The organism is Nocardiopsis eucommiae, assembly GCF_965344335.1.
Classification (GTDB): domain Bacteria; phylum Actinomycetota; class Actinomycetes; order Streptosporangiales; family Streptosporangiaceae; genus Nocardiopsis; species Nocardiopsis eucommiae.
Genome location: NZ_CBDRIY010000017.1, coordinates 1 through 24,463, shown reverse-complemented (window position 1 = coordinate 24,463; position 24,463 = coordinate 1). Strand labels below are relative to the sequence as shown.

25 protein-coding genes are annotated in these 24,463 nt (G+C 69.8%); 15 read left to right on the top strand and 10 right to left on the bottom strand.

Going from position 1 to position 24,463, the window contains the following annotated elements; translation table 11 throughout:
* Positions 1 to 53: 53 nt before the first annotated feature.
* Positions 54 to 2,810 (bottom strand): aconitate hydratase AcnA, encoded by a 2,757-nt coding sequence (gene acnA / locus ACRWK8_RS13090; protein WP_431870472.1) that lies wholly within the window; start codon positions 2,808 to 2,810, stop codon positions 54 to 56.
* Between the two features lie 81 nt (positions 2,811 to 2,891).
* On the opposite strand from acnA, the gene ACRWK8_RS13085 reads away from it, so the two are divergent.
* Together ACRWK8_RS13085 and ACRWK8_RS13080 are read left to right on the top strand one after the other, a co-directional pair.
* A complete protein-coding gene (locus ACRWK8_RS13085) occupies positions 2,892 to 3,572 on the top strand; it encodes a GntR family transcriptional regulator (protein ID WP_378735303.1) in 681 nt (226 codons plus the stop codon).
* A gap of 222 nt (positions 3,573 to 3,794) precedes the next feature.
* Positions 3,795 to 3,989, top strand: a complete 195-nt coding sequence (locus ACRWK8_RS13080; RefSeq protein ID WP_378735305.1) for a hypothetical protein — start codon at positions 3,795 to 3,797, stop codon at positions 3,987 to 3,989.
* A 320-nt stretch (positions 3,990 to 4,309) separates the two neighbouring features.
* Here ACRWK8_RS13080 and ACRWK8_RS13075 read toward each other — a convergent pair whose 3' ends face one another.
* The 4 genes from ACRWK8_RS13075 to ACRWK8_RS13060 all read right to left on the bottom strand — a co-directional run bounded on the left by ACRWK8_RS13075 (position 4,310) and on the right by ACRWK8_RS13060 (position 8,285).
* Positions 4,310 to 5,131 carry a hypothetical protein gene (locus ACRWK8_RS13075; protein ID WP_431870470.1) on the bottom strand — a complete coding sequence of 274 codons (822 nt, stop codon included), beginning with the start codon at positions 5,129 to 5,131 and terminating at the stop codon, positions 4,310 to 4,312.
* A 29-nt stretch (positions 5,132 to 5,160) separates the two neighbouring features.
* Positions 5,161 to 6,921 carry an alpha/beta hydrolase gene (locus tag ACRWK8_RS13070; RefSeq protein ID WP_431870468.1) on the bottom strand — a complete coding sequence of 587 codons (1,761 nt, stop codon included), beginning with the start codon at positions 6,919 to 6,921 and terminating at the stop codon, positions 5,161 to 5,163.
* 26 nt (positions 6,922 to 6,947) lie between these two features.
* Positions 6,948 to 7,280, bottom strand: coding sequence for a hypothetical protein (locus ACRWK8_RS13065; protein ID WP_431870466.1), 333 nt, complete (start codon positions 7,278 to 7,280; stop codon positions 6,948 to 6,950).
* A gap of 735 nt (positions 7,281 to 8,015) precedes the next feature.
* Entirely contained in the window at positions 8,016 to 8,285 is a 270-nt protein-coding gene (locus ACRWK8_RS13060; RefSeq protein WP_431870464.1) for a hypothetical protein, read from the bottom strand.
* A gap of 196 nt (positions 8,286 to 8,481) precedes the next feature.
* On the opposite strand from ACRWK8_RS13060, the gene ACRWK8_RS13055 reads away from it, so the two are divergent.
* The gene (locus tag ACRWK8_RS13055) at positions 8,482 to 9,510 is read left to right on the top strand and encodes a helix-turn-helix transcriptional regulator (RefSeq protein WP_378735309.1); all 1,029 of its coding nucleotides are present in this window, start codon (positions 8,482 to 8,484) and stop codon (positions 9,508 to 9,510) included.
* 19 nt (positions 9,511 to 9,529) lie between these two features.
* On the opposite strand, the gene ACRWK8_RS13050 is transcribed toward ACRWK8_RS13055, so the two are convergent.
* Together ACRWK8_RS13050 and ACRWK8_RS13045 are read right to left on the bottom strand one after the other, a co-directional pair.
* Positions 9,530 to 10,351 carry an AfsR/SARP family transcriptional regulator gene (locus ACRWK8_RS13050; RefSeq protein ID WP_378735311.1) on the bottom strand — a complete coding sequence of 274 codons (822 nt, stop codon included), beginning with the start codon at positions 10,349 to 10,351 and terminating at the stop codon, positions 9,530 to 9,532.
* A 31-nt stretch (positions 10,352 to 10,382) separates the two neighbouring features.
* Entirely contained in the window at positions 10,383 to 10,523 is a 141-nt protein-coding gene (locus tag ACRWK8_RS13045; protein ID WP_378735313.1) for a hypothetical protein, read from the bottom strand.
* A gap of 676 nt (positions 10,524 to 11,199) precedes the next feature.
* On the opposite strand from ACRWK8_RS13045, the gene ACRWK8_RS13040 reads away from it, so the two are divergent.
* The 10 genes from ACRWK8_RS13040 to ACRWK8_RS12995 all read left to right on the top strand — a co-directional run bounded on the left by ACRWK8_RS13040 (position 11,200) and on the right by ACRWK8_RS12995 (position 19,947).
* Positions 11,200 to 12,522, top strand: a complete 1,323-nt coding sequence (locus ACRWK8_RS13040) for an AMP-binding protein (protein WP_378735315.1) — start codon at positions 11,200 to 11,202, stop codon at positions 12,520 to 12,522.
* 5 nt (positions 12,523 to 12,527) lie between these two features.
* On the top strand, positions 12,528 to 12,788 hold the full coding sequence (locus ACRWK8_RS13035) for a phosphopantetheine-binding protein (RefSeq protein ID WP_378735317.1): 261 nt from the start codon (positions 12,528 to 12,530) through the stop codon (positions 12,786 to 12,788).
* A 43-nt stretch (positions 12,789 to 12,831) separates the two neighbouring features.
* On the top strand, positions 12,832 to 13,209 hold the full coding sequence (locus ACRWK8_RS13030; RefSeq protein WP_378735319.1) for an ectoine synthase: 378 nt from the start codon (positions 12,832 to 12,834) through the stop codon (positions 13,207 to 13,209).
* 15 nt (positions 13,210 to 13,224) lie between these two features.
* Positions 13,225 to 14,388 (top strand): acyl-CoA dehydrogenase family protein, encoded by a 1,164-nt coding sequence (locus ACRWK8_RS13025; RefSeq protein ID WP_378735396.1) that lies wholly within the window; start codon positions 13,225 to 13,227, stop codon positions 14,386 to 14,388.
* A gap of 13 nt (positions 14,389 to 14,401) precedes the next feature.
* Positions 14,402 to 15,088 carry a transglutaminase-like domain-containing protein gene (locus ACRWK8_RS13020; RefSeq protein WP_378735323.1) on the top strand — a complete coding sequence of 229 codons (687 nt, stop codon included), beginning with the start codon at positions 14,402 to 14,404 and terminating at the stop codon, positions 15,086 to 15,088.
* Positions 15,089 to 15,099: 11 nt separating this feature from the next.
* Entirely contained in the window at positions 15,100 to 16,059 is a 960-nt protein-coding gene (locus ACRWK8_RS13015; protein ID WP_378735325.1) for a pseudouridine-5'-phosphate glycosidase, read from the top strand.
* The gene (locus ACRWK8_RS13010; protein ID WP_431870460.1) at positions 16,056 to 16,745 is read left to right on the top strand and encodes an HAD family hydrolase; all 690 of its coding nucleotides are present in this window, start codon (positions 16,056 to 16,058) and stop codon (positions 16,743 to 16,745) included. The genes ACRWK8_RS13015 and ACRWK8_RS13010 overlap by 4 nt, the downstream gene beginning before the upstream one ends.
* Positions 16,742 to 18,136, top strand: a complete 1,395-nt coding sequence (locus ACRWK8_RS13005; protein ID WP_431870458.1) for an MFS transporter — start codon at positions 16,742 to 16,744, stop codon at positions 18,134 to 18,136. Before ACRWK8_RS13010 ends, ACRWK8_RS13005 begins: the two co-directional genes overlap by 4 nt.
* Positions 18,133 to 18,873 carry a hypothetical protein gene (locus ACRWK8_RS13000; RefSeq protein ID WP_378735331.1) on the top strand — a complete coding sequence of 247 codons (741 nt, stop codon included), beginning with the start codon at positions 18,133 to 18,135 and terminating at the stop codon, positions 18,871 to 18,873. The genes ACRWK8_RS13005 and ACRWK8_RS13000 overlap by 4 nt, the downstream gene beginning before the upstream one ends.
* 186 nt (positions 18,874 to 19,059) lie before the next feature.
* Positions 19,060 to 19,947: a dihydrodipicolinate synthase family protein gene (locus ACRWK8_RS12995; protein WP_431870455.1), complete on the top strand. Its 888-nt coding sequence runs from the start codon at positions 19,060 to 19,062 to the stop codon at positions 19,945 to 19,947.
* A gap of 229 nt (positions 19,948 to 20,176) precedes the next feature.
* On the opposite strand, the gene ACRWK8_RS12990 is transcribed toward ACRWK8_RS12995, so the two are convergent.
* On the bottom strand, positions 20,177 to 20,953 hold the full coding sequence (locus tag ACRWK8_RS12990) for a MerR family transcriptional regulator (RefSeq protein WP_378735335.1): 777 nt from the start codon (positions 20,951 to 20,953) through the stop codon (positions 20,177 to 20,179).
* Between the two features lie 145 nt (positions 20,954 to 21,098).
* Between ACRWK8_RS12990 and ACRWK8_RS12985 the strand changes: the two genes are divergently transcribed.
* Entirely contained in the window at positions 21,099 to 21,719 is a 621-nt protein-coding gene (locus tag ACRWK8_RS12985; RefSeq protein WP_431870453.1) for a stage II sporulation protein M, read from the top strand.
* Positions 21,720 to 21,734: 15 nt separating this feature from the next.
* On the opposite strand, the gene ACRWK8_RS12980 is transcribed toward ACRWK8_RS12985, so the two are convergent.
* Together ACRWK8_RS12980 and ACRWK8_RS12975 are read right to left on the bottom strand one after the other, a co-directional pair.
* A complete protein-coding gene (locus tag ACRWK8_RS12980) occupies positions 21,735 to 22,313 on the bottom strand; it encodes an NADPH-dependent FMN reductase (RefSeq protein WP_378735340.1) in 579 nt (192 codons plus the stop codon).
* A gap of 59 nt (positions 22,314 to 22,372) precedes the next feature.
* Positions 22,373 to 23,338 (bottom strand): TIGR03557 family F420-dependent LLM class oxidoreductase, encoded by a 966-nt coding sequence (locus tag ACRWK8_RS12975; protein WP_431870451.1) that lies wholly within the window; start codon positions 23,336 to 23,338, stop codon positions 22,373 to 22,375.
* Between the two features lie 148 nt (positions 23,339 to 23,486).
* Between ACRWK8_RS12975 and ACRWK8_RS12970 the strand changes: the two genes are divergently transcribed.
* Entirely contained in the window at positions 23,487 to 24,341 is an 855-nt protein-coding gene (locus tag ACRWK8_RS12970; RefSeq protein ID WP_431870449.1) for an SDR family oxidoreductase, read from the top strand.
* Positions 24,342 to 24,463 lie beyond the last annotated feature (122 nt).

Here is a 24,463-nt window from a genome sequence, read left to right as displayed (position 1 = left end):
GGGCCGCCCGGAGCGATCCGGGCGGCCCTCGGGTGTGCGAGGTCATGGTGGGGTCAGTCGCTTCGCGGCCCCTGAAGCACCTGTTCCAGGATGTAGGGCAGGAGTCCGCCGTGGCGGTAGTAGAGCTGCTCACGCGAGGTGTCCAGCCGGGCCCGTACCGTGAACTCCACGACCTCACCGGTGCCCAGACGCCGTGCGGTGGCCCGCAGGACGGCCGGGACCTCCCGGCGCCCCTCCATCCCGGTGAAGGCGTACTCCTCCTCACCCGTCAGGCCCAGGCTCCGAGCGCTCTGGCCGTCCTCGAACTGCAACGGGAGCACTCCCATCCCGACCAGGTTGGAACGGTGGATGCGCTCGAAGGACTCGGCGAGCACGGCCCGCACGCCCAGCAGGGTGGTGACCTTGGCCGCCCAGTCACGGGAGGAGCCGGTTCCGTACTCCCTTCCGCCGATCACGATCAGGTCCTGGCCCCGCTCCATGTGGCGGTCCGCGACCACGTGGACGGCGTCGACGACGCGGTCCCGTCCGTCGGCGCCGAAGTCCACGGCCCTGCCGCCGGGCAGGTCCGGGGTCATGCGGTTCTCCAGCCGGGGGTTGGCGAACCCGGCCAGCCGCATCACCCGCCAGTTGCCGCGCCGCGAGGCGTAGGTGTTCAGCTCCCGCGCCGCCACGCCCGCGTCGGTGAGGAGGGTTCCGGCCGCGCTCGTGGAGGGGATGCGACCAGCGGGACAGATGTGGTCGGTGGTCACCGAGTCACCCAGGAGTTGCAGGACCCGGGCCCCGACGACGTCACGGTGCCCACCGGGTCCGGTGGCTGCGGAGCCCGCCGCGCCGTCCAGGAACGGGGGGCGCTGGAGGTAGGTCGACGCGGGGTCCCAGGCGAAGACCGGCCCCTCGGGGGCGGTCAGCTCCCGCCAGTTCTCGTCGCCGTCGAAGAGGGTGCGGTAGACCTCGGTGTACATGGACGGTTCGACGGAGGCCGAGGACACCGCCGCCACCTCGGCCTCGGTCGGCCACAGGTCGGACAGCATGACGGGTTCCCCGTCCGACCCCGTGCCGAGCGGTTCCTTCGTCAGATCGGCGTCCACCGTGCCCGCCAGGGCGAAGGCCACCACCAGGGGCGGTGAGGCGAGGAAGTTCAGGGAGACGTCGTTGTTGACGCGACCGTCGAAGTTGCGGTTCCCGGAGGTCACCGAGGCGGCCACCAGACCGTGCTCCCTGACCGCGGACTCCACCTCGGGGAGGAGGGATCCGGAGTTGCCGATACAGGTCATGCAGCCGAACCCGACCAGGCCGAACCCCAGGCGTTCCAGGTCGCCCATCAGGTCGGCGCGTTCCAGGTAGTCCACCACCACGCGGGAGCCCGGGGCCAGACTGGTCTTGACCCAGGGCCGGGGACGCAGGCCGCGCCGCACCGCGTTGCGTGCCAGGAGCCCGGCGGCCACCATCACGGCGGGGTTGGAGGTGTTGGTGCAGGAGGTGATCGCCGCGATCGCGACCGCTCCGTCACGTGGACCGTCGGCGGCGCCGGACGCGGCGCCGGACGCGGCGCCGGACACGGCGTCAGCCCCGGGCTCCGGCTCCACGGAGGGCTCGGCGGAGTCGTCGGACCCGGCCGTCGAGCCGCCCCCGGCCGGTACCCGGCCCAGCGCGGACAGGGAGCGGTGCAGCGCCCGCGCGGTGTCGCGCAGATCCACCCGGTCCTGGGGGCGGCGCGGACCGGCCAGGCTGGGCACGATCTCCCCCAGGTCCACCGTCACCGTCCGATCGAAGCGCGGACGGTGGGCGGGGTCGTGCCACAGGCCCTGCTCCTTGGCGTAGGCCTCCACCAGCTGGACCCGCTCCTCGTCGCGCCCGGTGAACCTCAGGAAGTCGAGGGTGCGCTGGTCGACGGGGAAGATCGCGGAGGTCGACCCGAACTCCGGGCTCATGTTGGCCAGGGTGCACCGGGTCGCCAGGCTGGTCGCCGCCACCCCGGGGCCGAAGAACTCCACGATGGACCCGACGACGCCCAGGCGACGCATCCGTTCGGTCACGGTGAGGACCAGGTCGGTGGCGGTCACCCCGGGCGGCAGTTCCCCGACCAGTTCGACTCCGACCACCGGGGGGATGAGCAGGGAGACGGGCTGGCCCAGCATGGCCGCCTCGGCCTCGATGCCGCCGACACCCCAGGCCAGCACCGACAGGCCGTTGACCATCGTGGTGTGGGAGTCGGTCCCGGCCACGGTGTCGGGGAAGGCCAGGCCGTCGCGGACCTCGACCACCCGGGCGAGGTGCTCGACGTTGATCTGGTGCATGATCCCCGCGCCGGGCGGGACGACCCTCAGCGTGTCCAGCGCCTGTTGGCCCCACTTGAGGAAGCGGTAGCGCTCGCCGTTGCGCTCGTACTCGCGCCGGACGTTGAGCCGGGGGGCGTCGGGCCGGGCGAAGAAGTCGGTGGAGACCGAGTGGTCGACCGTGAGCTCGGCGGGGACGACGCCCTCGATGCGGCCCGGGTCCCCTCCCTGCGCGGCCACCGCGTCCCGCAGCGCGGCCAGGTCGGTGAGGACGGGGACTCCGTTGGTGTCGTGCAGGAAGACCCGCGAGGGGTGGAAGGCGATCTCGTGCGCACCGGACCGGCCCTCGACCACCGCCCTCACGTCCTCAACGGAGACCAGGTCCCCGTCCTCGTGCCGAAGCAGGTTCTCCACCATCACCTTGTGCGCGAAGGGCAGCTCCCACGCGCCCGGCACGGCGTCGAGACGGAAGAAATCGAGCTCGCCCGCAGGGGTTCGCAGCCTCCGTCGGCTGCGGTGTGAATCGATCGACATCGCACCTCCTAGCCTATAGGCTACACGATGTAAGTAGGCGCGCTCAGCCGGTATCCTTGCTCCGCAGAGAGGACGGGACACGTGGCACCGAAGCAGGTCTTCAGCAAGAGCGAGTACGCCTACGAGGAGATCAAGCAGCGCATCCTCGCCGACGAGTTGAGCCCCGGGGAGGCGGTGAACCAGGAGGGCATCGCGGCGGAGCTGGGCATCTCGACCACCCCGGTACGCGAGGCGTTCAAACGGCTGGCCAGCGAGGGGCTCATGGCCCTGGCCACGCACAAGGACGCCCGGGTCACCGAGCTGACCCTCACGGAGGCCCAGAGTCTGTACGAGGTGCGCCTCAACATCGATCCCCTCGCCGCCCGGTGGGCCGCCGAACGGCGCTCCGAGGCCGACATCGCGCTCGTCCGCCAGGCCGTCAGCGCCCTGCATCCGCTCACCGGCACCTCCGAGCTCCCAGCGCTCATCGCCCACCGGGAGTTCCACCGGGCGATCTACCGGGCCTCCCACAACGAGCCGATGATCGAGATCCTCGACAGCCTGTGGGACAAGGCCGACCGGTACCGCCAGTTCACGCTGAAGTACAGGGCCGACACCGAGGCGGAGATCGAGCGCGTGCGCGGTGAGCACCAGGCGCTCGCGGACGCCGTGATCGACGGTGATCCCTCAGGGGCCGAGGACATCATGCGCCAGCACATCTCCCGCAGCCTCGGCCGCCAGGCGGTGGAGAAGCTCCGGGCCGGGGAGACCGCCGACGGCTGATCGCTCGGAGCGGGTGAGGCGGCCCTCGGGGCGACGGCGCACCTCTGACGACGCCCCGAGCGTGTCGAACTCCCACGGGGTGGGCCGACCAGGGGCGCGGAAACCGGGCGGGTACGCTGCTGATCAGGGAGGAGCCGCGGAGCTGACCGCGATGGACTCTCTGCCCGATTGCACTCTCGCGGCGTGTGACCGCGACCCCGGTGAACAGTGAGGCGAACGGCCATGGACAAGCCGCAGGGGAAGGACTCGTTCTCGTTGCTGTACAGGACGGGGTTCCGGATCAACTACGCGCTCCTGCAGGTCATGGGCCCGGCCGCTCTGAGCCCCGAGACCGACCCGCGCGTGCGCGCGAAGAAGGAGTTCGAGCGTCGGCGCGCACTCCACCGGGAGTGGAAGGCGCACCAGCGCTCCGCGTAGCGCGACGTTCACGGACACCGGCCCTGTCGCGAACGGGGGCCGAGTGCCTGCCCGCCGCCAAGGCACCCCCACTGCCCAACCAGGCTCACGCCCTCATGACTCCGAACGACGCAAGGGCCAACACGGGGACGCCAGCGCCCTGGATCCTCGGGCTGCCCGTGATGCGAGACCCCGCCTCGGACGTGCGTTCGGTGCCCGCTCGTCCGGCTGAGCCCACAGGGGCGTTGCGCTCGTCTGACGTAGCCCTGAGTCCCGGTGAACGCCGCATTCACCGCCCGTGGTGCTGACCCCGGACTCCGCGACACGCCCTCGGGCTCGCACTACGGTTCATTCATCTTCACGCCCTCCGCCCGAATGATCTGCCATGCCCGTGCGGTCGGCCAAATCAGTGGAAGAGCCACTCCGAGGCACAGGAGCAGGCCGAACCCGCCGAAGACGGACATGAGCGCTGGGATCATGATCACCAGCGAAAGCAGACCTGAGGCAAGAAGGGGACGCGCCCTCTTCGTGTGTCTCGCAAGCGCGGAGGAAAGACCGCAGGAATAGAAGACGAAGGGAAAGCACATGGCGATCGCACCGAGGACCACTGTTTCGGGCATGTAGTCAGTCGAGAACGCTGCGGTGAGACCGAACAGGAGAACTCCGAGGACCGCGTATACGAGGGTTGCCACCACACTCGACATGATCGGCACGGGCACCGCGGTCCGCTCCGGCTCTGGCGGATCACCCGGAGGTCCGTCACCCTCCTGGGTGAGCGTGGACCAGACACCGAAAACCACAGCTAGGAGGGCTGGGGCGACCCAGAGCGTGTACAGAACCCATGAGGTGTGAGCCAGGGCCGGCGGTATGGCAACGGGCACCACCAACCAGTGCAGGAAGACGGCCACCAGCACCGGAGCGCACGCGAGAGGGACGAAGATCGAGTTGTGGCTCCTCTTCGCCCGATGGAGCCCCCAGCCAGCGGAGGCAGCCGATCCCGCGAGAATCAACATCGCCACGAGACTGGGGGCCGAAGCGTATTCCTCCGGGGACCTCACCTGGGCGTAGAAGAGGACGGCCCAGAAGGCTCCGTGCACGGTCATGGTCATCGCGGCCCAGAACCGCGCGATCAGGGCGATGCGATGGTCATACACTCCTGCCACAGCCCATCATGCGCATCGCGAAGACCTCTCTATCTCCCCCCGACCACACCACCCATGTAGGTGAGCACGGATTCCTCGTAGAAGTAGCCGGAATGCCCATGCTTCTCCATTTCACTCTCTCCGTTCTGAACGTGCTGAGAATCATGATAGTTCCCCTTGATTCCCCCCGGGGAACCCGGGTCGCTCGTGAAGAACTCTTCATCATAGAAGGAGGTGCCGAGCGACTCTTCGAGCGTTCCGGGGAAACGAAAAGGGTCGACGGCCGCGATGATGTCCTTGTCCGCCATGATGACATGCACGTTCTCCTCCGGCGTGCTGAACTCCGCAGCAGATTCCACACCCGCTCCCGGACCCCCCACAAAAGCGATAGAATCCGCATTCAACCCGTGTTCACCAGTTTTACTGTCCCCATGGCCGACGACCATCGTACCCCAACTGTGACCGAAGACTGAATTGTTCGAGGGCTTATCTTTCTCGTGGGTCGCCCTCAATCCCTCCTGAAAAGCAGCAAGGTCCTCACCGGCAGCACCGTAATTGAACTGGTTCTCCGAACCCTCCCCGTTAAAGGGCGCCGCATAACCGTGCCACGAGATAACCGCAGTATCGCCACCGGGAACGTGGGAGTTCAGATTCTCTCCCCGCGCCATTGTTTCCGGAATATCCTTCCAGCTATTGGTCATCCCAGGAACGAGGGTGGCTACGTTATCGGCGAAATCGGGATTGCCTTCCGAAATGATCGACCGGCCGGAACCTTGGCCGTCAAGGGCCAGCAGGTACATGTCCTTGGTCTCGTCTTCGAGACTATTCCGCAGTTCGGTCAGCAGTTCGAGGTCTTCTTTGAGTTCGGTGAGTTCATTCTGGGCACTGTAGGCAGCAGTGCCGCCCTCAGTGTCAGTGACAGCACCCATGGCCTCGTCACGTTCCTCCTGCGCTCGAGCGACCTCCTCCTCCAACTCCTCGATCTCGGTGTCGAGGTGCTCGCGGTTCAGTCGGTCTCGCACCGCCGCCGGAATACCATCCAGGTCGCGCAGGAGGTCTGGGTGCTCCGCCATCGCCGACTCACGCTCCGAGTCACTCAGGGAGTTCCACCATGTATTCACGGCACCGGGGTTGGCGTTCCCTGCTATTTCCCCCAGCGGAACGTCACCGAAAGAAAGGAAACCGACCTGGTTCCAACCCAGGTAGCCAGCAGCGATGAGTCGCTCCAGCGTCGCCTCACTCGGCCCTTCCCTCAGGTCCTTCCGCACCTGCTCCGCTTGGTCCATCAGGATTCCCCAAGCGGTGTCGTGTTCAAGCGCCAGTTCACAGGCCAGGCCGATAAGCGCTGTCTTCTCCGACGCCTCACGAGTCGCCTTGGTACTGGTGGCGGCGTTGAAGAGTCCTTCGGCCAAACCACCGGTGCGACCGCTCGTGCCGGCGGAGACCACCGGGCTGTCCACCCGGGACTGGGCTTCGGTCTTGGCAGTCTCCCAACGCTCGTACAACCGGGCGCGCGCCCGACGGTACTCCTTGATATCCTCCGCCCAGAGCCGTAGAACCGCCGCCCCGTGGGTGAGGGATCCGCCAGCGTCTCGCCACGATTCCAGTTCCTTGGCGGAGGCCGAACTGATGTCCCAGGCGATGAGATCGGTGAACTGGTTGGCAGCGCCGTTGAACTGGCCGTCGAGTCCCTCGGACCGGCCGTACATCGTGAGGCATATCTTGTCCAGGTCATCCGCGCCACTCTCAATCGCGAAGACTTCGGCGTCGATGTCCGGAGGCAGGCCCAGTGACATGGCAGCGATCGACATGGACAGTGGTCCGTTTCTCGTGGTGTTCAAGTGATGTCATTGATTTTGAGATTCAGCGCCTCCAATCCCTCTTGGTAGGCCTCCGCATTCTCGTGGTCCGTGTCGACGATATCGATCGTGGCGCCCTGAACATTGAGAGCAAGCGCGATACCGTTGTCCGCGACCGACCGAATATGCTGAAAGGTATCGACCTCGTAATCGTTCAGCCCCGGAACCACTTCGGGCGATACCACACCACGAAGGTCATCAATCGTCGTCTGAAAGTCAATGCCGAGGTACACCATCGCCTCGGACATCTCCTCGGCCCTCTCGGCGGCAGGCATGGATTCATACGGATTCACACCCGCTTCAGTGGACATGCGAACTCCCGAGGCGCAAAGGATATTATGGACTGCCTGCACCATAAGCAGGAGATATGAGCCACCCCATGTGTACCAGAAGGTAACCAGGCACGCACACAGCCTCACTCCGGGGCCGAGGTTCAGTGAACCGTTCGGATCAAACGCCACACCTCTGACATGGGAGAAGTCCCGCAGATTCGAGTTTCTGTCCGATTCCGGCCACACTCCCTCGCCCCGGAGCCAGTTCGATCCACCGGGACAGAAGAGGCTGGTACACGCGTTGGCGGAAAGGCCTTACGGATAGAAGGACTCCCCTCACCGGCCACCGTGCAGAGTGAGGGGCTGTTCCGCCTGTGGGGGTCGTACGAGGACGCGCCCGACCTCCGCCCCGGCGAGACGGGAGACGATCCCCGCCCGCCGCGGCCGACGCCGACAGGTCACGGCGGACGGGGACCAGCGCCTGTGTGAGGTGTGATCCCACCCGCGCTCGGCGGAGGGGCTCGAAGGATGCCGGAAGGCGGCCCGGGACCGAGAAACGGACTTCTTCCGCCCCATTACCCGCAGGCCTCTCACAACGTGACGGAATGAGCACGGAACGACCTTTCTCCACTTCGGCTCACCCTCACTCGTCAAAACCGGACGGAGAGAAGGGGAACCGCTTCATGATTCACCCACCATGGCCTTTCCCGGTCTGATCTTCGGGGAAAAGCATGATCATTCCGCGTCCGTCCACGTCAGGCACGGGAAAACGGCTCACGGCCGCCCGGGATCGACGGTGCGGGCGGGGACGACCCCCAGGACGGTCCAGGCCTCAAGAGCGGGATGGCCGCGCACAACCCTTGCCCACAGGCCCATGACGGTTCCCGTCGCGTGGCCCCCGACGTCCTCGTGGAGGAAGAAGACGAGTTCTGCCTGATCGGCGGCCATTTCGATATAGAGGTGCTCCAACATGTCACCGGGAACGGAAGAGGAGTAGAGCGCCGTCCTGATCTGTTCAGGGGGAAACGGGTCGCGGACGGACAACCGCAGGAGTATGATTCTCATGTTTTCCGACTGTTCATCGAGGCACGGGCAAGTGATTCCTGAACGGATCGTGAACCACTCTTGCGGTGGGGCCCCGCGGACTCCACACTTGGCACGAATGTTTTCGCAGGGTCTCCGTCCCGGCATGCCCGACGGCCCAGGAGATCGATAGGGAAGAAGCGGCTGGAGGAAGGTCGTGTTCGGATCGATCGGCATCGGCCAGGACGCGGTGAGTGTCTATCGAGCGATGTTCGCCGAGCCCCGCGCGGGAGTACGGGACCTCGGACGCCTCCTGGACTGGCCCGTGGAACGGGTGCGGTCGGCGCTGGACGAACTGGCCCGGCTGTCCCTGGTCCGGCGGTCCTGGGAGCAGACTGACGAGCTGGTCCTGGTACGGCCCGAGTTCGCCCTCCAGTCGCTGCTGGTCCAGCAGGAGTCCGACCTCCTGGAGCGGCAGCAGCAGCTGGCCACCGCCCGCTCGGCCATCACGCAGCTGATCTCCGAGTTCGAGGAGAGCCACCGCATCCGCGCGACCATGGACATCGAGCAGCTCCACGGGATCGACGCGATCCGGCTGCGCATCGAGGAGTTCGTGCACGAGTGCCGCCACTCGTTCTGGACGTTCGCGGACGGGGGCGCGCAGACGCAGGACAACCTGGAGGCGAGCCTTCCCCTGGACCGGATGCTGCTGGACCGGGGCGTCGAACTCCGCGACGTCTACCTCGACAGTGTGATGAACGACCCCAGGACGGTCCGGTACATCTCCCAGCTGACCGAGCTCGGAGCGCAGATCCGCACGGCTCCCACCCTGCCGACCAGGATGATCCTCTTCGACCGCACCACCGCGCTGATCCCCACGGACCCCGACGACTCCTCCGCCAGCGCCCTGGTGCTGCGCGGCCCCGGTGTCGTCACGGCCCTGCTGGCCCTGTACGAGTACGTGTGGGAGGGCGCAAACCCCCTCGGGGCCAGCGCTCCACGCGGCCGTCATGGCCTGAGCACACAGGAGCAGGCGGTGGTGAACCTGCTGGCCGAGGGCAACACCGACGAGACCATCGCGCGCAAGCTCGGGGTGTCGGTGCGCACCGCGCGCCGGATCACCGCGGACCTCAGCCGTCGGCTGGGGGCCCGGAGCAGGTTCCAGGCGGGCGTCCTCGCGACCGCGCTGGGCTGGATCGACACGTCCTCGCTGGACGGGGTCACGGAACGGGAGGGCGTGGTCTGAACGCCGATCGGCCCGGGGGTCACTCGGCGGCCAGGGTGAGAGGGGTCTCCCGCCGAACGCGGGGCCGCAGACGGCGGGTGAGGGGCACCGGGCTCTCGCCCAGCACCTCCTGGTGCAGGGACTGGAGCTCGCGCGAGGGCTCCAGGCCGAGTTCCTCGGAGAGGGCCAGCCGCAGGCTCCGGTAGGACGTCAGGGCCTCGTCGCGGCGCCCGGCTCCGTTGAGCGCGCGGATGAGCTGGCCGTGGAACCACTCGTTCAACGGGTACTCCATCACCAGGGACCGCAGCTCGCAGATCGACTCCCGCTCCCGGCCCAGCAGGAACTCGGCCCGGATCCGCAACTCCTGCGCGTGCAGCCGCTGTTCCTCCAGCCGAACCGCGTGCGAGCCGATCAACGGGCCCCGGGGGACGTGGGCGAGACAGGGGCCGGACCACAGGTCCAGCGCCTCGCCCAGGCGCCGTGACGCCGGGTCGGGGTGACCCTCCTCCAGGAGGCGGCGCCCCTCGATGAGGAGCCGTTGGAACTCCAGGGCGTCGAGCTGCTCGGGGGCGACCCGCAGGAGGTAGCCCGAGGAGCGCGTGACCAGGAGCCCGGGTACCTCCGTCGTAGCGTCCGCCCGTTCGACGGCCTTGCGGAGCTGGCAGACGTAGGTCTGCACGGTCGTCACCGCGCTCTTGGGCGGGTGGTCCCCCCACAGTTCCCTGATCAGGACACCCATGGGCACGGGGTGGTTCGCCCGCAGCAGCAGCATCGCCAGGACCTGGAGGACCTTCGGCGCCTTGGGCGTGCACGTCCGGTCCTCCCTGAGGATCTCCAGCGTGCCGAGAATCGTGAAGTTCACCGGGCCACCCCTCCTCGTCCCCATTCCGGTCTCACTGCCATCCGGCGCCGCACTCGACGCTGGAGCACTGCGAAGGCGAGTTCGCGTCCTGGGCGAGGACCGAGCCGCCGGATCCGAGAATGGCGATGACGGTGAAACCGGCCGCGCAGAGGAATCGCTTGATACCAACCATGAAGGTCACTTCCCTTTTCTGTGAACCGTGGGTGACCACGGAGTGTCTTTTCTCGGGATCCGCGTCACGGACGGGATTCGTGAATTCCGTTCTCCGGTCCGTCGATCTGATTTCCATCATCGACGCTCGGATGGGGAATGTCAGCAGGATCGACTGGCATACTCCTGCAATGGCACCTAGCTGCCAGGTGCGATGTGGCCTCCACCTGCCAGGAGGCCCGGACGGGGAGGGCGCGGGGACCCCCGCCGGGACACCGGGGGCCGTCACATCCCCTCTCCCACGGGGTTCCGGGCTACCTCGCGTACACTCCCGCACCGCCTGCCCCAGGCTCGCGTTCACGGCCCGCACCCCGCCGCACCGCGCGGCCAGGAGTCGCCGAAACCGCGTTCAAGGATCGCTCAAGCCCTCGTCCAGGCACGTTCGAGCAATCGTCCCGGGAAATGAGAGTTTCCTTGTCCGGGGTTCGCGGTACCTGGTACCCGAAACCGGCTGAAAGGAATCTCCCACAACGCTATTGCCAATACGTGGCGGCGTTACCTAAGTTCTGCTCTGGCAGCCGAACGACCACCGGATTCGCCAGCAGAACCAGCCCCGCACCGGCGTCTCGCACTCGCCAGAAAAACCGTACGAACCTCCGGACCCATCCGCCGTTCTCGTGACCGAGGAGCCGATAACCGTGGCTACTCCCGCCGTCTGGGAAATGATCCAGGAACACGCCCACCACCGACCGGAATCCGTGGCGCTGAGTCTCGCCGAGGACACCATGACCTTCGGGGAACTGGTCGCCGCGGTGCACGCCACCGATCCCGGCGAGCCCCCCTCCGGCGTCCACGTCGTGCGCGCCGGACGTGACGGACGGGCCGTGATCGACACCCTGGCGGTCCAGCGGCTCCGACGCCCCGCGCTCCTCGTCCCCCACGACGCGGGCGCCGAGTACACCGCCCGGATCAGTCAGGACCTGCGCGACCGCACCGAGGACTTCGCGAACGCGCACGGTCTGTGGACCACCACCTCCGGCTCGACCGGCAGGCCCAAGATCGTCGCCCACGACCCCGAGGGCGTCGACCGCTTCGTCGACTGGGCCCGCGGCCACTTCGGCCTGGGGACCGACACGGTCTCCCTCAGCCTCTCCCCGATCAACTTCGACATCGCCACCCTGGACGTGTGGGCGGTCCTGGCCGCCGGTGGCCGGGTCGTCTTCGCCCCTCAGGACGACCTCACGAACGGTCCGGCCCTGGCCGAGGCGGCCCGGACGCACGGTGTCACCCTCCTCCAGGCCGTACCGGTCGTGCTCACCCTGATCGCCCGTGCGGGTCTGCCCGCGCCACGGATAGGCACGGTGATCTCCACCGGCGACTTCTACCCCCTGGAGACCCTCCCCGACCTGCGGGCGGCCTTTCCCGAAGCCGACCTGTGGAGCGTCTACGGCAGCACCGAGACCAACGACAGCTTCGTCCTTGACCTGTGCCGCGCGACCGCCGGGGACCTGGGCCGCCCCATCGACGGGGTCCACCACCACGTCGACGGGACCGGTGAGCTGGTCGTCTCCACCCCCTTCCAGGCGCTGGGCTACGTCAACGCCCCGAACGACGCCTGGCGCACCGTCGGGGGGCGGCGCGAGTTCCGCACGGGCGACCTGGTCACCACCGCCCCCGACGGCACCCTGCGCCTGTCCGGACGGAGTGACCGCCAGGTCAAGGTGCGCGGTGTGCGCCTGTCCCTCGACGCCGTCGAGGCCGTGCTGCGCCACCAGACCGGTGTGGCCGACGCCGTGGTCACCGCGCGCGGCCGTGGCTCCGGGGACAGGGAGCTCCTGGCGGCCGTGCTCGTCGAGCCGGGAGCCGCCGTCTCCAACCTGGCCCTGCGCTCGGCCGTCTCCTCGACCCTCACCCCGACCGCCGTACCCAGCCGGACCTTCCTCACCACGGAGCCCTTCCCGGTGACCGGAACCGGCAAGACCGACCGCGACGGCGCCATCAGCCGACTCCTCGAAAGGTGACCGACATGACCACCGACATCCGCGACCGGATCCAGGAACGCATCGTGACCGCCCACGCCCCGGACCTGGCGGGGGAGCGCATTCCCAGCGACTACGACCTGCTCGCCAACGGTGTCGTCGACAGCCTCTCCCTCCTCGCGCTCGTGGAGTGGATCCAGTCCTCCTTCGACGTCCCCGTCACCGACGTCGAGATCTCCCCCGCCGACTTCCGCACCATCGACGCGATCGCGGACTTCATCGGGACCAACACCGGGCAACGGATCTGACCCGCCGCCCGCCCGACCCCCTCCGAACCGAAAAGAGAGAACCGTGTTCAAGCGCTCCCGTGAGAAGACCGAGACCATCGACTGGGGCAACGGCACCAGCGACCGCCTGCTGGTGGAGGACGACAACCTGGGCTTCACCGTCGCCCACACCGTGGTGCGGGCGGGGACCGTCTCCCGGCTCCAGTACGCCAACCACCTGGAGGCCTGCTACTGCATCGGCGGCAGCGGCTTCGTCGAGAGCAAGGACGGCGGAACGCGCATCGACCTCACCCCGGGCGTCCTCTACGCCCTGGACCAGCACGACCCGCACCTGCTGATCGCCAGCGACCACGAGGACCTGGAACTCGTCAGCGTGTTCAACCCCCCTCTCTGCGGCGACGAGCGGCACGACCTCGACTCGCCCGAGTTCTCCTCCTACTGACCGGACGTGAACAGCATGGTGACCACCACCGCGGCACCGCCGCGAGACGAGGACACCGCGCTCGCCCGGGTACGCGAGCGCGTGGAACTGGTCGCCCCGGCCATCAACCGGGGCCACCTCGACCGGGACCGCGAGGCGGTCTTCTCCCGGGACGCCTGGCGGGAGCTGGCGGGCACGGGCCTGTTCGGCTCCTGCCTGCCCGAGGAGGTCGGAGGGCACGCCGGTTCCCTGACCGACCTCATGGACGTGGTCGAGGGCCTGGGCTACGCCGTCCGTGACTCCGGCCTGAACTTCAGCGCGGCCACCCACCTGGCCAGCACTGGGTTCGCGCTCAACGGCTTCGCGGGCCCCGAACTCCGCCGCCTTCACCTGCCGTCCGTCGCCGCCGGGACGTCCATCGGCTGCCACGCCATCACCGAGCCGGAGACCGGCTCGGACGTGCTGTCGATGTCCACCACCGGCCGCTTCGACGGTGACCAGGTGGAGCTGGACGGCCTGAAGACCTACGTCACCAACGGTCCGGTCGCCGACCTCGCGGTCGTCTACGTCCGCACCTCCGACACCCCCGGCCCGCTCGGCCTGAGCGCCGTGCTCGTCCCGAGGGGCACACCCGGTGCGGACTTCGGCCCCGCGCTGGACAAGACCACCCTGCGGACCTCCCCCTTCGGACAGCTGCGCCTGACCGGGTGCCGGGTCCCCAGGGCCAACGTCATCGGTGGTGTGGGGACCGGCTTCCTGATCCTCGACCGCGTGATGACCTGGGAGATCCTGATCGCCTTCGTCATCAACGTGGGCGAGATGCGCCACCGCCTGGACCGGGTCGTGGAACGGGTCGGCGGCCGACACCAGTTCGGTCGGCCGCTCTCCGACTTCCAGGGCGTGCGCAACACCGTCGTGGAGATGCACATCGCCACCCAGACCGCCCGCCAGGCCCTGCACGCGGCGGGGGCGGCGGTCTCCGCGGGGCACAGGGCCACCGCCGAGACCGCGGTGGCCAAGATCCTCACCAGCGAGGCCAACATCCGCACCGCCCAGGCCGCCGTGGAGTTGTTCGGCGGCGAGGGCGTGCTCACCGACACCGGAATGGAGATCGGGGTCCGCGACGCCCTCAGCGGCCCCATCTACTCCGGCTCCAACGCCGTGCAACGGCAGAAGATCGCCAAGGCCCTGGGCCTGTGACCGGAGGATCACCGTGACCGAGACCGACACCCACACCCTGACGGAACCGACCTACTTCCTCGACCACGAGAGCCCCGAGGTCCGGGAGTTCGTCGACCGCGCGCTGCCCGACCGGAACGCCCCACCCCGGGAGATGGCCGTGCGCCTGCACGACGCGGTGCGCGACGGCGTCCGCTACGAGGTCTACGACGCCGATCTCACCCGCGAGGGCGTCCGCGCGTCCAGCATCCTCAGACGCGGCCAGGGGTTCTGCGTCCACAAGTCCATCGTCTACGCGGCGGCCGCCCGCTCGGTGGGCATCCCCACGCGACTGGTCTACGGGGACGTCCGCAACCACCTGGCGTCGGACCGCCTCCTGGAGCTCATGGGCGACGACCTCTTCACCTTCCACGCCCTGGTGTCGGTGCGGATCGACGACACCTGGATCCGCGCGACCCCCGTCTTCAACACCCTGCTGTGCCGTCTCTACGGCATCCGGCCGCTGGAGTTCGACGGCCGCGAGGACAGCTACTACCACCCCTTCGACAACCAGGGCCGCCGCCACATGGAGTTCGTCCGCTGGCGCGGCGAGTTCGACGACTTCCCCTACGAGACCGTGGTCGGCGGTATCACCGAGAACCACCCGAAACTGGTCGGCCCGGAACTGGTGACCGCCCAGGGGTCGCTGACCGACGACGCCCGCCGTGAGCGTGGAGAGTGAGAGGAACGGACATGACCGGAACAGTCGAGTCGAACGTCATCGTCTCCGACGAGGTCCGTGCCGCCGTCGAGACCGGGGCGGCCGTCGTCGCCATGGAGACCTCGGTGGTCGCCGGGGGTTCCTACCCGCACAACCTGGAGACCGCGCTCGCGGTGGACCGGTGCGCGCGTGACGAGGGGGCGGTCCCCGCCCGCGTCGCGGTGATCGACGGCGCCCTGCGCGTCGGGGTCTCCGACGACGAGCTGGAGCGCCTCGCCAAGGCCGCGGACAGCCAGAAGATCAGTACCCGGGACCTGGCGGTCGCCCTGCACGGCGGCCGCACCGGGGGCACCACGGTCTCCTCCAGCCTCATCGCCACGGTCGCTGCGGGGATCAGGGTGTTCGCCGTGGCCGGGATCGGCGGCGTGCACCGGGGAGCCGAGGTCTCCTTCGACATCTCCACGGACCTCACCGAGTTCACGCGCTCGCCCGTGGCGGTCGTCTGCGCGGGGGCGAAGTCCCTGCTCGATCCGGCGCTGACCCTGGAGTACCTGGAGACCGTGGGGGTGCCCGTCATCGGGTACCGGTCCGACGACTTCCCCGGCTACTACACGCGCAGCACCGGTCAGCCGGTCCCCTACCGGATCGACGACCTGGGAGAGCTGGCCGCTGTCATGCACCGGCACTGGGGGGCCGTCTCCCGCTCCTCCGTGGTGGTCACCCACCCCATCGAGGAGGAGTGGAGCATCGACGCCGACCTGCTCAACACGATGGTGGAGGACGCCCTGCGCGAGGCCCGCGCGACCGGTGCGACGGGGCCCGCGCTCACCCCGTTCGTCCTGGCGGCCATCTCCAAGGCGACGGACGGTCGCAGTGCCCTGGTCAACCGGGCGGTCCTGGAGTCCACGACCCGGCTGGCGGCCCGCCTCGCGGTCGCGGAGGCCGCCGTGTCCGCCGGTGGGCGGCTCACGGGAGCGGCGGTGCGGGCATGACGCGCGTACGCGGTGTGCTCCTGGACCTGGACGGGACCCTGGTGGACTCGCCCTCGGTGATCCTGGCCGCCTTCCACGACGCCTGCGCCCCGTACGGCGCGGTGCCGCTGCCGGACGGCGTTCGCGGGCTGATCGGCAGACCGCTCGACGCGATCCTGCCCCGGCTCCTCCCCCGGGCCGACGACGCGGTCCGGGAGGAGGCCAAGGCGCTCTTCCGGGAGTCCTTCGCGCGCCGCAGCCGGGAAGCGGCCTCGTCCCTGGTGTTCCCGGGGATCCCGGAGCTGCTGACGGACCTGGCAGCCGAGGGGCTGAGGATCGCGGTGGTCACCAGCAAGATCACGCGGAGCGCCCACGAGCTGCTGGAGTCCACCGGGCTGGACCGCCACCCGGATCTGGTGGTCGGGCACGACCGGTCCCCCCGGGGCAAGCCCGCCCCCGACCCGGCCCTGCTGGCCGCGCGCTCCCTCGGGCTGCTGCCCGAGGAGTGCGTGGTCGTGGGCGACTCCCCCGACGACGTCGCGATGGCGGTCGGGGCCGGGATGGCGGCGATCGGGGTGGACTGGGGCGTCTCCGACGCCGACACCCTGTTCTCCGCCGGCGCCGACCACGTCGCCACCACCGTCAACGAACTCGCCGGTCACCTGCACGGACCGGTCACGCAATCCGCCAGGAAGGTGACTCAGTGAACACGGTTCGCACACTGACGGGGAGTCCCCAGGCGATGGGCGCGCTCGGCGTCCTGTGCCTGGCGCAGTTCCTCATCGCGCTGGACTACTCCATCATCTACGTGGCCATGCCCAGTATCGGGCTCGACCTCGGCCTCTCGTCGTCGGTGCTCCAGTGGATCGTGAGCGCCTACGCCCTCCTGTTCGCCGGTCTCCTGCTGGTGGGCGGACGCGTCTGCGACCGGGTCGGCGCGAAGCGGGTCTTCCTGGTCTCGGTCCTCGTCTTCGGCGCGGCCAGTGCCCTCGGCGGGTTCGCCCAGGAGGGGGTGGCGCTGCTGGTCAGCCGGGGCGCGCAGGGGCTGTCGGCGGCCTTCCTCCAACCGGCGACCATCGGCCTTATCAGCGCCACCTTCGCGGCCGGACCGGCCCGGTCCCGGGCCCTCGCGGTCTGGGGCGCCATCGGAGCCTCCGGGCTCGCCGTCGGCGCCATCCTGGGCGGTGTCCTCACCGAGTTCTCCTGGCGCCTGACCTTCCTCATCAACATCCCCCTCACGCTGCTGGCGGCCCTGGGCGGCCTGCTGTGGCTGGCCGCTGCCTCTCGGACGGAGCGGGGGGCGCGCGTCCCCCTGTCCGCCGCGATGATGGGGACCGGCGCACTCCTGGCGCTGGTCATCGGTCTGACCCTGGTAGCGGACCCGGAGGCCTCGGACACCTACACCGGGGGCGCGTTCCTGGTCGCGGTGGTGCTGGGGCTGGCCTTCCTCACCCACGAGTCGCGGGCCGACAACGTGATGGTGGACCGTTCACTGCGCCGTACCCGCTCCCTCGGGGCCGGTGTGGTGGCCACCTACCTGTACATGGCCAGCGTGGGCTCGGAGTTCTACCTCGTCACCCTGCTCCTCCAGAAGCTGGAGGGCTTCACACCGCTCCAGGCGGGGCTGGGATTCCTTCCTCTGGCCGTCATGGTGACCTTCGGGAACATGGCCGCGGGCCGCGCGGTGGAACGCGTCGGCGCGGGAACGACCATGACGGTGGGCTTCCTGCTCAGCCTCGTCGGCCTGGCGCTGCTCGCCGCCATGCTGGGGTCGGGCACGTACACCACCCACCTGCTGCCCGGCCTGCTCCTCAGCGGGTTCGGCCACGGGGTCATCTACACGTCCATGTTCGTCATCGGCACCCGGGACGTGCCCGACCGGCACCAGGGCACCGCCGGCGCCCTCATGACCACGTCCCAGTACCTGTCGGCGGCGGTCACGGTGGCCCTGCTGACGATCATCCTGGGCACCGACCCGACCGGGGTGGAGTTCCGGTGGGCGTTCGGCCTCACCGCCGCCTTCGCCGCCGCGGGCATGCTCATCTCCCCGCTGATCCTGCGCCGCCCGGAGAAGCGGAAGGTGGAGGTCCGGGTATGAGGACGAGGCTCGGCATCCTGGTCATCCACAACGACCCCGTGCCCGAGGCGGAGATCTGGCGCTCGGCCGGGCCGGACACGAGTGTGCACACCGCGCGGTTCTGGACGCCGCGTCCCTTCGGCACCGAGTTCACCGGCCTCGACCTGGGGGTGCTCCTCTCCGAGACGGGGCTGGACACCGCCGTGCGCCAACTCGGCGATCTGGGCGTGCACGCGCTGGGCTACTGCTTCGCCAGCAGCAGCGTGTTCGGTGGGACGGCGTTCGACGACGCCTTCGCCGCGCACGTCGAGGAGCTGTCGGGCGGGGTCCCCACCGTCACGGCGGGCCAGGCCATCCGGGAGGAACTGGACGGCACCGGAGACGACGGGGTCGCGGTGGTCGCCCCACCGTGGTTCAGCGACGGCACGCTGGAGGCCATCCGCGCCTACCTGCCGGTGCGGGTGCGTCAGGTCGTCCGGTTCGAGCTGCCGCCGGAGTGGGACGGCATCGAACGGCCGGACCTCTTCGACCGGGGAGCGCGCTTCGCCGTGGACCAGGCCGAGCTCGAACGCCAGGTCCTGCGGAGGTTGGCGCCGGGGGTCGGGACGGTCGTCGTGCCCGGCGGCGGGTTCGCGAGCCTCGCCGCCGCCGAACGGCTGCGGGCGCGGGGGCTGAGGGTGGTCTCGTCGAACTCGGCCCTCCTCGGCGCCATGGAGCGGCGGGCGGCCTCGGCCGCACGGGCGGTTCCCGCGCCCTGACACGGCTGAGCCGCGAGCACCCCCGGAGGTACCGGAGGACGCGAACGGGGGCGGCGCACCGCCGCCCCCGGTCCGCCCGCGCGCCGCCCCGCACCGTGCGGGCCCGGCGAGGGGCCACCCCGCTCGGAACCCTGGTGGGGCGCCTGTGCCACTCTGGGGCGCCGACGCGGACGAACGGAGTTGACGATGGGTGACCTGATGAGACCGGGCGTGTGGGGTGTGCTGGCCACACCCTTCAGGGGCGAGGCCCTGGAGGTGGACACGGCGGGGATCGAACGACTGGTCAAGCACGCTGAGGGCGCCGGGGTCACCGGGTTCACCGTGCTGGGCGTCTTCGGGGAGGCCGCGCAGCTCAGCCGTGAGGAACGCCGCCTGGTCCTGGAGACGGTCCTGGCCACCACCGACCTGCCGTTGGTCGTGGGCTGCACGAGCCTGGGGACGGCCCCGACCGTCGAGGAGGCGACGACCGCAGTGGAGCTGGTCGGTGACCGGCTCGCCGGGGCCATGGTCCAGGTCAACAGCGCCGACCCCGCCGTACTCGGCGCGCACCTGGACGCCGTCCACGAGGCCACCGGCGCCGACCTGGTGGTGCAGGACTACCCGGTGGTGAGCGGGGTCCGGATCTCCGCCGCCGTCCTCGGAGACCTCGTCGCGAGCAGGTCCTACGTCAGCGCGGTCAAGGCCGAGGCGCCGCCCACCCCCGCCGCCGTGGCCGAGCTGACCGCCCGCTGCGACGTGCCCGTCTTCGGCGGCCTGGGCGGAATCAACCTGCTCGACGAGCTCGCCTGCGGCGCGGCGGGCGCGATGACCGGCTTCTCCTACCCGGAGGCCCTGGTGGCCTGCGTGGACGCCTGGGACCCGGCCGACCCGGGCCGCAGCCGCGCCGCGCTGCTGGAGTACCTGCCGCTGATCACCTTCGAGCAGCAGGTCGGGATCGCCCTGGCCGTCCGCAAGGAGTGCCTGCGCCAGCGCGGCCTGATCGACGAGTCCGGTGTCCGTGCTCCGGCCCGGAGCCTGCCCGACTCACTGAGGCCCCTGCTCAGCGGGCACATCGCCCGCGCCCAGGCGCTGTAGGGCCCCGGGGCGGGTCGCCGACGGAACGTCCTGGCCACGGGCCCCCGGGGCGCGGGCTCCCTGGAACAGGCCCGCCCCGAGCCCTCGCCGGGGTTCGCCCGGCCACCGGACGCGGGCGAACCGGGCTCCCCCAGCGAGCACGTCGTCCTCGGCCGCGTCCGGGGAAGGCAGACAGGGCACGCGAACGACCCTCGAAGCCCCTGGGCGCGGACCGCGGTATCAGAGACGGTCAGTCGAACGGGTGACCGGTGCCGCGCTCCGTTTCTCGGTCCGGCGGGCGGTCCGGGTGGGTCGGTGTCTCCCGGAGCAGCTCGTGCAGGCGCTTCAGGACCCGCATCTGCGCGGGGTTGTACAGGTGTGTGACGGCGGCGGCCAGAGTGCGCTCGGCGCGGCGCGCACCACCCGGGGCGTCCGCCGTCGGGTCGGCGGACGCCGGGTTACGCTCGCGCCCCCGGGTGACGACCGGAACCAGACGCGCGGCGAGGGCGTCGACCGCCCCGTCGCCCGCGTCCGGGGGCAGCGCCTCGAAGTCGTCCTCCGCCTCCTCGGGCCGACTGATCTCCTCGTGGAACACCGCCATCGCGTCCTCGCTGAGCACGGACGAGTACACCGTCAGTAGGGACCGCTGGCGCTCGGTGAGTTCGCCGGAGAGCGGGGCGAACGCGGACGGGACGTGCGCGGGGGCGCGGTGGCGGAGGAGGAGCGCGAGTTCCTCCCGTACCCGGTTGAGCCGGTCGACGGTCGCCTCCAGCTCACGGTCCAGCGCGCGGATCGCCTCGTCCGGTTCCTCGTCGGCCCGGTCCATCCTCGCGATCTCCGACAGTGGAACGCCCAGGTCCCTCATACGACGAATCTGGACGAGTCGGACCAGATGCGGGACCCCGTACTGCTTGTACCCGTTCGCGGCGCGCTCGGGAACGTCCAGGAGTCCGATCCGGTGGTAGTGGCGCACGGCCTTCACCGTGGTTCCCGCGAGTTCGGCCACCTGCCGGGTGCTCCACGCCACGAGTCGCCTCCCTGTCCCCGTGAAACGGTGTTCCCACGCATTCCACACCCTGCCCCCGGGGCAGGGTCAAGGGCTTGACCCTGCCCCGGGGTCATGGTTTCGGATGGGCGCCGCACCGCCCACCACCCCATCCGGGAGAACCACCATGCGGCTCCTCCGCCCGTCCTTCCAGATCATCCGCGCGCACCTCGGCGCCTACCTCGCACTCAACGGTGTCGTGTACGGGCTCCTCCTCCTGGGGATGGGGGCCGCCCTGGCGTTCCCCGAGCTCAACGCGGCCATGATCACCGACCAGGAGGAGGACGGCACCGCCGCCCTGGTCACCGCACTGCTCGGGAACGCCTGGTTGTTCGCGCTGACCATCCTGGCGGTCAACGTGCTGACCGTCGCCCTGGCCCTGATCCTGCTGCCGTCGATGGTCGTGCCCTTCGCGGGGATCGCGCTGTTCGCCCACAAGGCGTTCACCATGGGGGTGGTCCTCGCCCCCATGGACGCGACCGTGGCCAAGACGCTGATCCCGCACTCGTTGACGATCCTCATCGAGCTCCAGGCCTACGTCCTCGTCGTGCTCGGCGCGTACCTCCTGGGCAGGGCCTGGGTGCGCCCCCGGACCGTCGGCGCCGCCACCCGCCGGGAGGGGTACGTCCACGGTCTGCGACAGGTCGGTCGCCTCGTTCCGCCCGCGATGGCGCTGTTCGTGGTCGGCGCCCTCTACGAGGCCCTCTCCCTCATCCACATCGTCCCGCGCCTGGTCGTCGGGGGTTGAGCCGCACCGAAGCGGTCACGCCCCGGCCAGGGGGCCGTGGGCCCGCCTGACCGCGGCGTACCCCAGGGCCTCCTCCAGCTCGGCCACGGCCAGGCGCATCCGTTCCACGACGGACGGGTCGGTGTACTCGCCCCGGGCGTTGGTCCGCGAGCCCGCCCGTGAGACCACCACGCAGTCCACGAGCACCGCGCCCAGGAGCGTGAGTGTGGGCATGAGCGGCGCGTGGGCGCGCATGCCGCCAGCCTGGCCCGGGGAGGCGCTCACCAGGAGTGTCGGCCGCCCCACCAGACCCCCGGAGCCCACCAGCCAGTCGATGGCGTTCTTCGTGACCCCGGCGGGGCCGTGCGCGTACTCCGGGGTCGCGATGATCACGCCCTCGGCGCGTTCCGCCAGCGCGCGGAACTCCCGGACCGCCTCCGGCCAGGAGCCCTCGTCGTTCTCCACGTCCGGGTTGAACAGCGGCAGGCGCCCGGCCAGGTCACCGCCGACCACGGTGGTCCGTGTCCCCACCCTCGGGGCCAGGTCCAGGAGGGACGCGTTGAACGACCCCCTCCGCAGACTGCCGCAGATGCCCAGTACGACGTGGTCCGGCATGAGCCCTCCGTGGTCCGTGTCCCGGAGCACGAGTGTGCCACGCCGATCGGGGTCACGCCCTAGGTCCGCGCGAGGTTCCGGATCGGTTCGGCCAGCTCGGTCTCGAAGAAGGCGAAGAACCCCTCCGGGTCGGGTCCGGCGTTGGTCAGCACCAGGTGGTCGAAGCCCGCCTCCGCGAACCGTCGCACCACGTGGAGGTGGCGTTCGGGGTCGGGCCCGTATCCGAAGACCTCCGCCATGTCGTCGGTCCTGACCAGGGCGGTCGCCGCCTCGAAGTTGACCGGGTTCGGCAGCTCGGACTGGACCTTCCACCCGGTGAGGCCGAACCGGAAGAGCTCCCGCGCGGACTCCAGCGCCGCGCGGTCGTCGGGGGCCCAGGCCAGGGGCACCTCTCCGTAACAGGGACCGTTGCCGCCACGTTCGCGGTAGGTCTCCGTGAGTGTGGAGTCGGGTTCGGTCGCGAAGAGGCCGTCGCCGTGGTCGGCCGCCAGGCCCGCCGCCCGCGTCCCACCCGCGGCCATCACCACCCTGGGCGGGAGCTGGGGGAGGTCGAAGACCCGCGCGTCCTCCAGGACCAGGTGCTCGCCCCGGTAGGAGTGGTACCCCCCGGACCAGAGCAGACGCATGATCTCCACGGCCTCGACCAGCATCTCGTGGCGCACAGTCACGTCGGGCCATCCCCGGCCCACCACGTGTTCGTTGAGGCGCTCCCCCGCGCCCACGCCGAGGGTGAAGCGACCCTCCGAGAGGATCGCCGTGGTCGCCGCCGCCTGCGCGACGATCGCCGGGTGAACGCGCAGGAACGGGCAGGTCACGCCGGTGGCGATCTCGATCCGACCGGTGCGTTCCGCGATGGCCGCCAGCATGGACCACACGAACCCGGAGTGCCCGTGGCTGAACAGCCAGGGGTGGAAGTGGTCGCTGACCTCGACGAAGTCGAACCCGGCCCGCTCGGCGCGCACGGCCTGGTCCACGATCTCCCGGGGCCCGTAGCCCTCGGCGAAGAGCTTGTAGCCGATTCTCATGGATCCCTCCTCCACCCCTGGCCCTGACCCGTGTGGCCTCTACGGAAACTCCGTCAAGCGGAAAGTCGTCCTGTACTCCCCCGACGTGTAGGGGTTCCGCACGTCGGGCAGGGCGGTCAGGGAAGGCCCACTGAAGGGGAGGATCGCCATGGACGACCGACAACCACCAGCGCAGAGCCAGCCCCACCCCGGTCGGACCGAACCGATGGAGCCCCGGCCCAGGGACGAGATGCGCGACTACGAGGGCAGGGACCTGCTCAAGGGAAGGCGCGCCCTGATCACCGGCGGCGACTCCGGGATCGGCCGGGCCGTGGCGGTGGCCTTCGCCAAGGAGGGCGCCGACGTGGTCTTCGGCTACCTCAGCGAGGACGCCGAGGCCCAGCACACCGCGGACCTGGTCCAGGCGCAGGGTCGCCGGGCCGTGGGCGTGCGGGGAGACCTGGCCGACGAGTCCGCGTGCGCGCACCTGGTCGGACGGGCGGTGGAGGAGCTCGGCGGGATCGACGTCCTCGTGGAGCACGCCGCCACACAGACCCCGGTGGACGACTTCACGGACCTGACCACGGAGCAGCTGCGCCGGACCTTCGACGTGAACGTGATGGGGGTGTTCTGGACCGTCCGCGAGGCGCTGCCGCACATGTCCGAGGGTGGTTCCATCATCATCACCGGGTCGATCAACGGTCTGCGGGGCAACACGTCGCTGATCGACTACGCGTCGAGCAAGTCGGCCGTCATGAACCTCTCCGTGTCGCTCTCCCAGCTGCTCATGGACCAGGGGATCAGGGTCAACTGCGTGGCCCCGGGTCCGGTCTGGACCCCGTTGATCCCGGCCACCCTCGGGAAGAGGGGAACCGAGGGGTTCGGTCAACAGGCACCGATGGGTCGGGCGGCCGACCCGGACGAGATCGCGCCGTCCTACGTGTTCTTCGCCAGTGAGAGGCTCTCGTCCTACTACACCGGCGAGACCCTGACCCCGGTCGGCGGGGAGATCCAGGGCAGCTAGGCACCGGGAACCGGCACGCCCGGAGCTCCGAGCGTGCCGGTCGCGGCCGGTTCAGCGGGAGCGGCTCCGTGAGGATCGTCCGCTCCCCGAGGTGCGCCGGTCGCTCTCCTTGCGCAGCGCCT

What these genes read in the sequence shown, in the direction of transcription:
- acnA (WP_431870472.1), bottom strand. Translation starts at nt 2,810, where the DNA reads ATGTCGATCGATTCACACCGCAGCCGACGGAGGCTGCGAACCCCTGCG.
- ACRWK8_RS13080 (WP_378735305.1), top strand. Translation starts at nt 3,795, where the DNA reads ATGGACAAGCCGCAGGGGAAGGACTCGTTCTCGTTGCTGTACAGGACG.
- ACRWK8_RS13070 (WP_431870468.1), bottom strand. Translation starts at nt 6,921, where the DNA reads ATGTCGATCGCTGCCATGTCACTGGGCCTGCCTCCGGACATCGACGCC.
- ACRWK8_RS13065 (WP_431870466.1), bottom strand. Translation starts at nt 7,280, where the DNA reads ATGTCCACTGAAGCGGGTGTGAATCCGTATGAATCCATGCCTGCCGCC.
- ACRWK8_RS13045 (WP_378735313.1), bottom strand. Translation starts at nt 10,523, where the DNA reads ATGGTTGGTATCAAGCGATTCCTCTGCGCGGCCGGTTTCACCGTCATC.
- ACRWK8_RS13035 (WP_378735317.1), top strand. Translation starts at nt 12,528, where the DNA reads ATGACCACCGACATCCGCGACCGGATCCAGGAACGCATCGTGACCGCC.
- ACRWK8_RS13025 (WP_378735396.1), top strand. Translation starts at nt 13,225, where the DNA reads ATGGTGACCACCACCGCGGCACCGCCGCGAGACGAGGACACCGCGCTC.
- ACRWK8_RS13015 (WP_378735325.1), top strand. Translation starts at nt 15,100, where the DNA reads ATGACCGGAACAGTCGAGTCGAACGTCATCGTCTCCGACGAGGTCCGT.
- ACRWK8_RS13010 (WP_431870460.1), top strand. Translation starts at nt 16,056, where the DNA reads ATGACGCGCGTACGCGGTGTGCTCCTGGACCTGGACGGGACCCTGGTG.
- ACRWK8_RS13000 (WP_378735331.1), top strand. Translation starts at nt 18,133, where the DNA reads ATGAGGACGAGGCTCGGCATCCTGGTCATCCACAACGACCCCGTGCCC.
- ACRWK8_RS12995 (WP_431870455.1), top strand. Translation starts at nt 19,060, where the DNA reads ATGGGTGACCTGATGAGACCGGGCGTGTGGGGTGTGCTGGCCACACCC.
- ACRWK8_RS12985 (WP_431870453.1), top strand. Translation starts at nt 21,099, where the DNA reads ATGCGGCTCCTCCGCCCGTCCTTCCAGATCATCCGCGCGCACCTCGGC.
- ACRWK8_RS12980 (WP_378735340.1), bottom strand. Translation starts at nt 22,313, where the DNA reads ATGCCGGACCACGTCGTACTGGGCATCTGCGGCAGTCTGCGGAGGGGG.
- ACRWK8_RS12975 (WP_431870451.1), bottom strand. Translation starts at nt 23,338, where the DNA reads ATGAGAATCGGCTACAAGCTCTTCGCCGAGGGCTACGGGCCCCGGGAG.
- ACRWK8_RS12970 (WP_431870449.1), top strand. Translation starts at nt 23,487, where the DNA reads ATGGACGACCGACAACCACCAGCGCAGAGCCAGCCCCACCCCGGTCGG.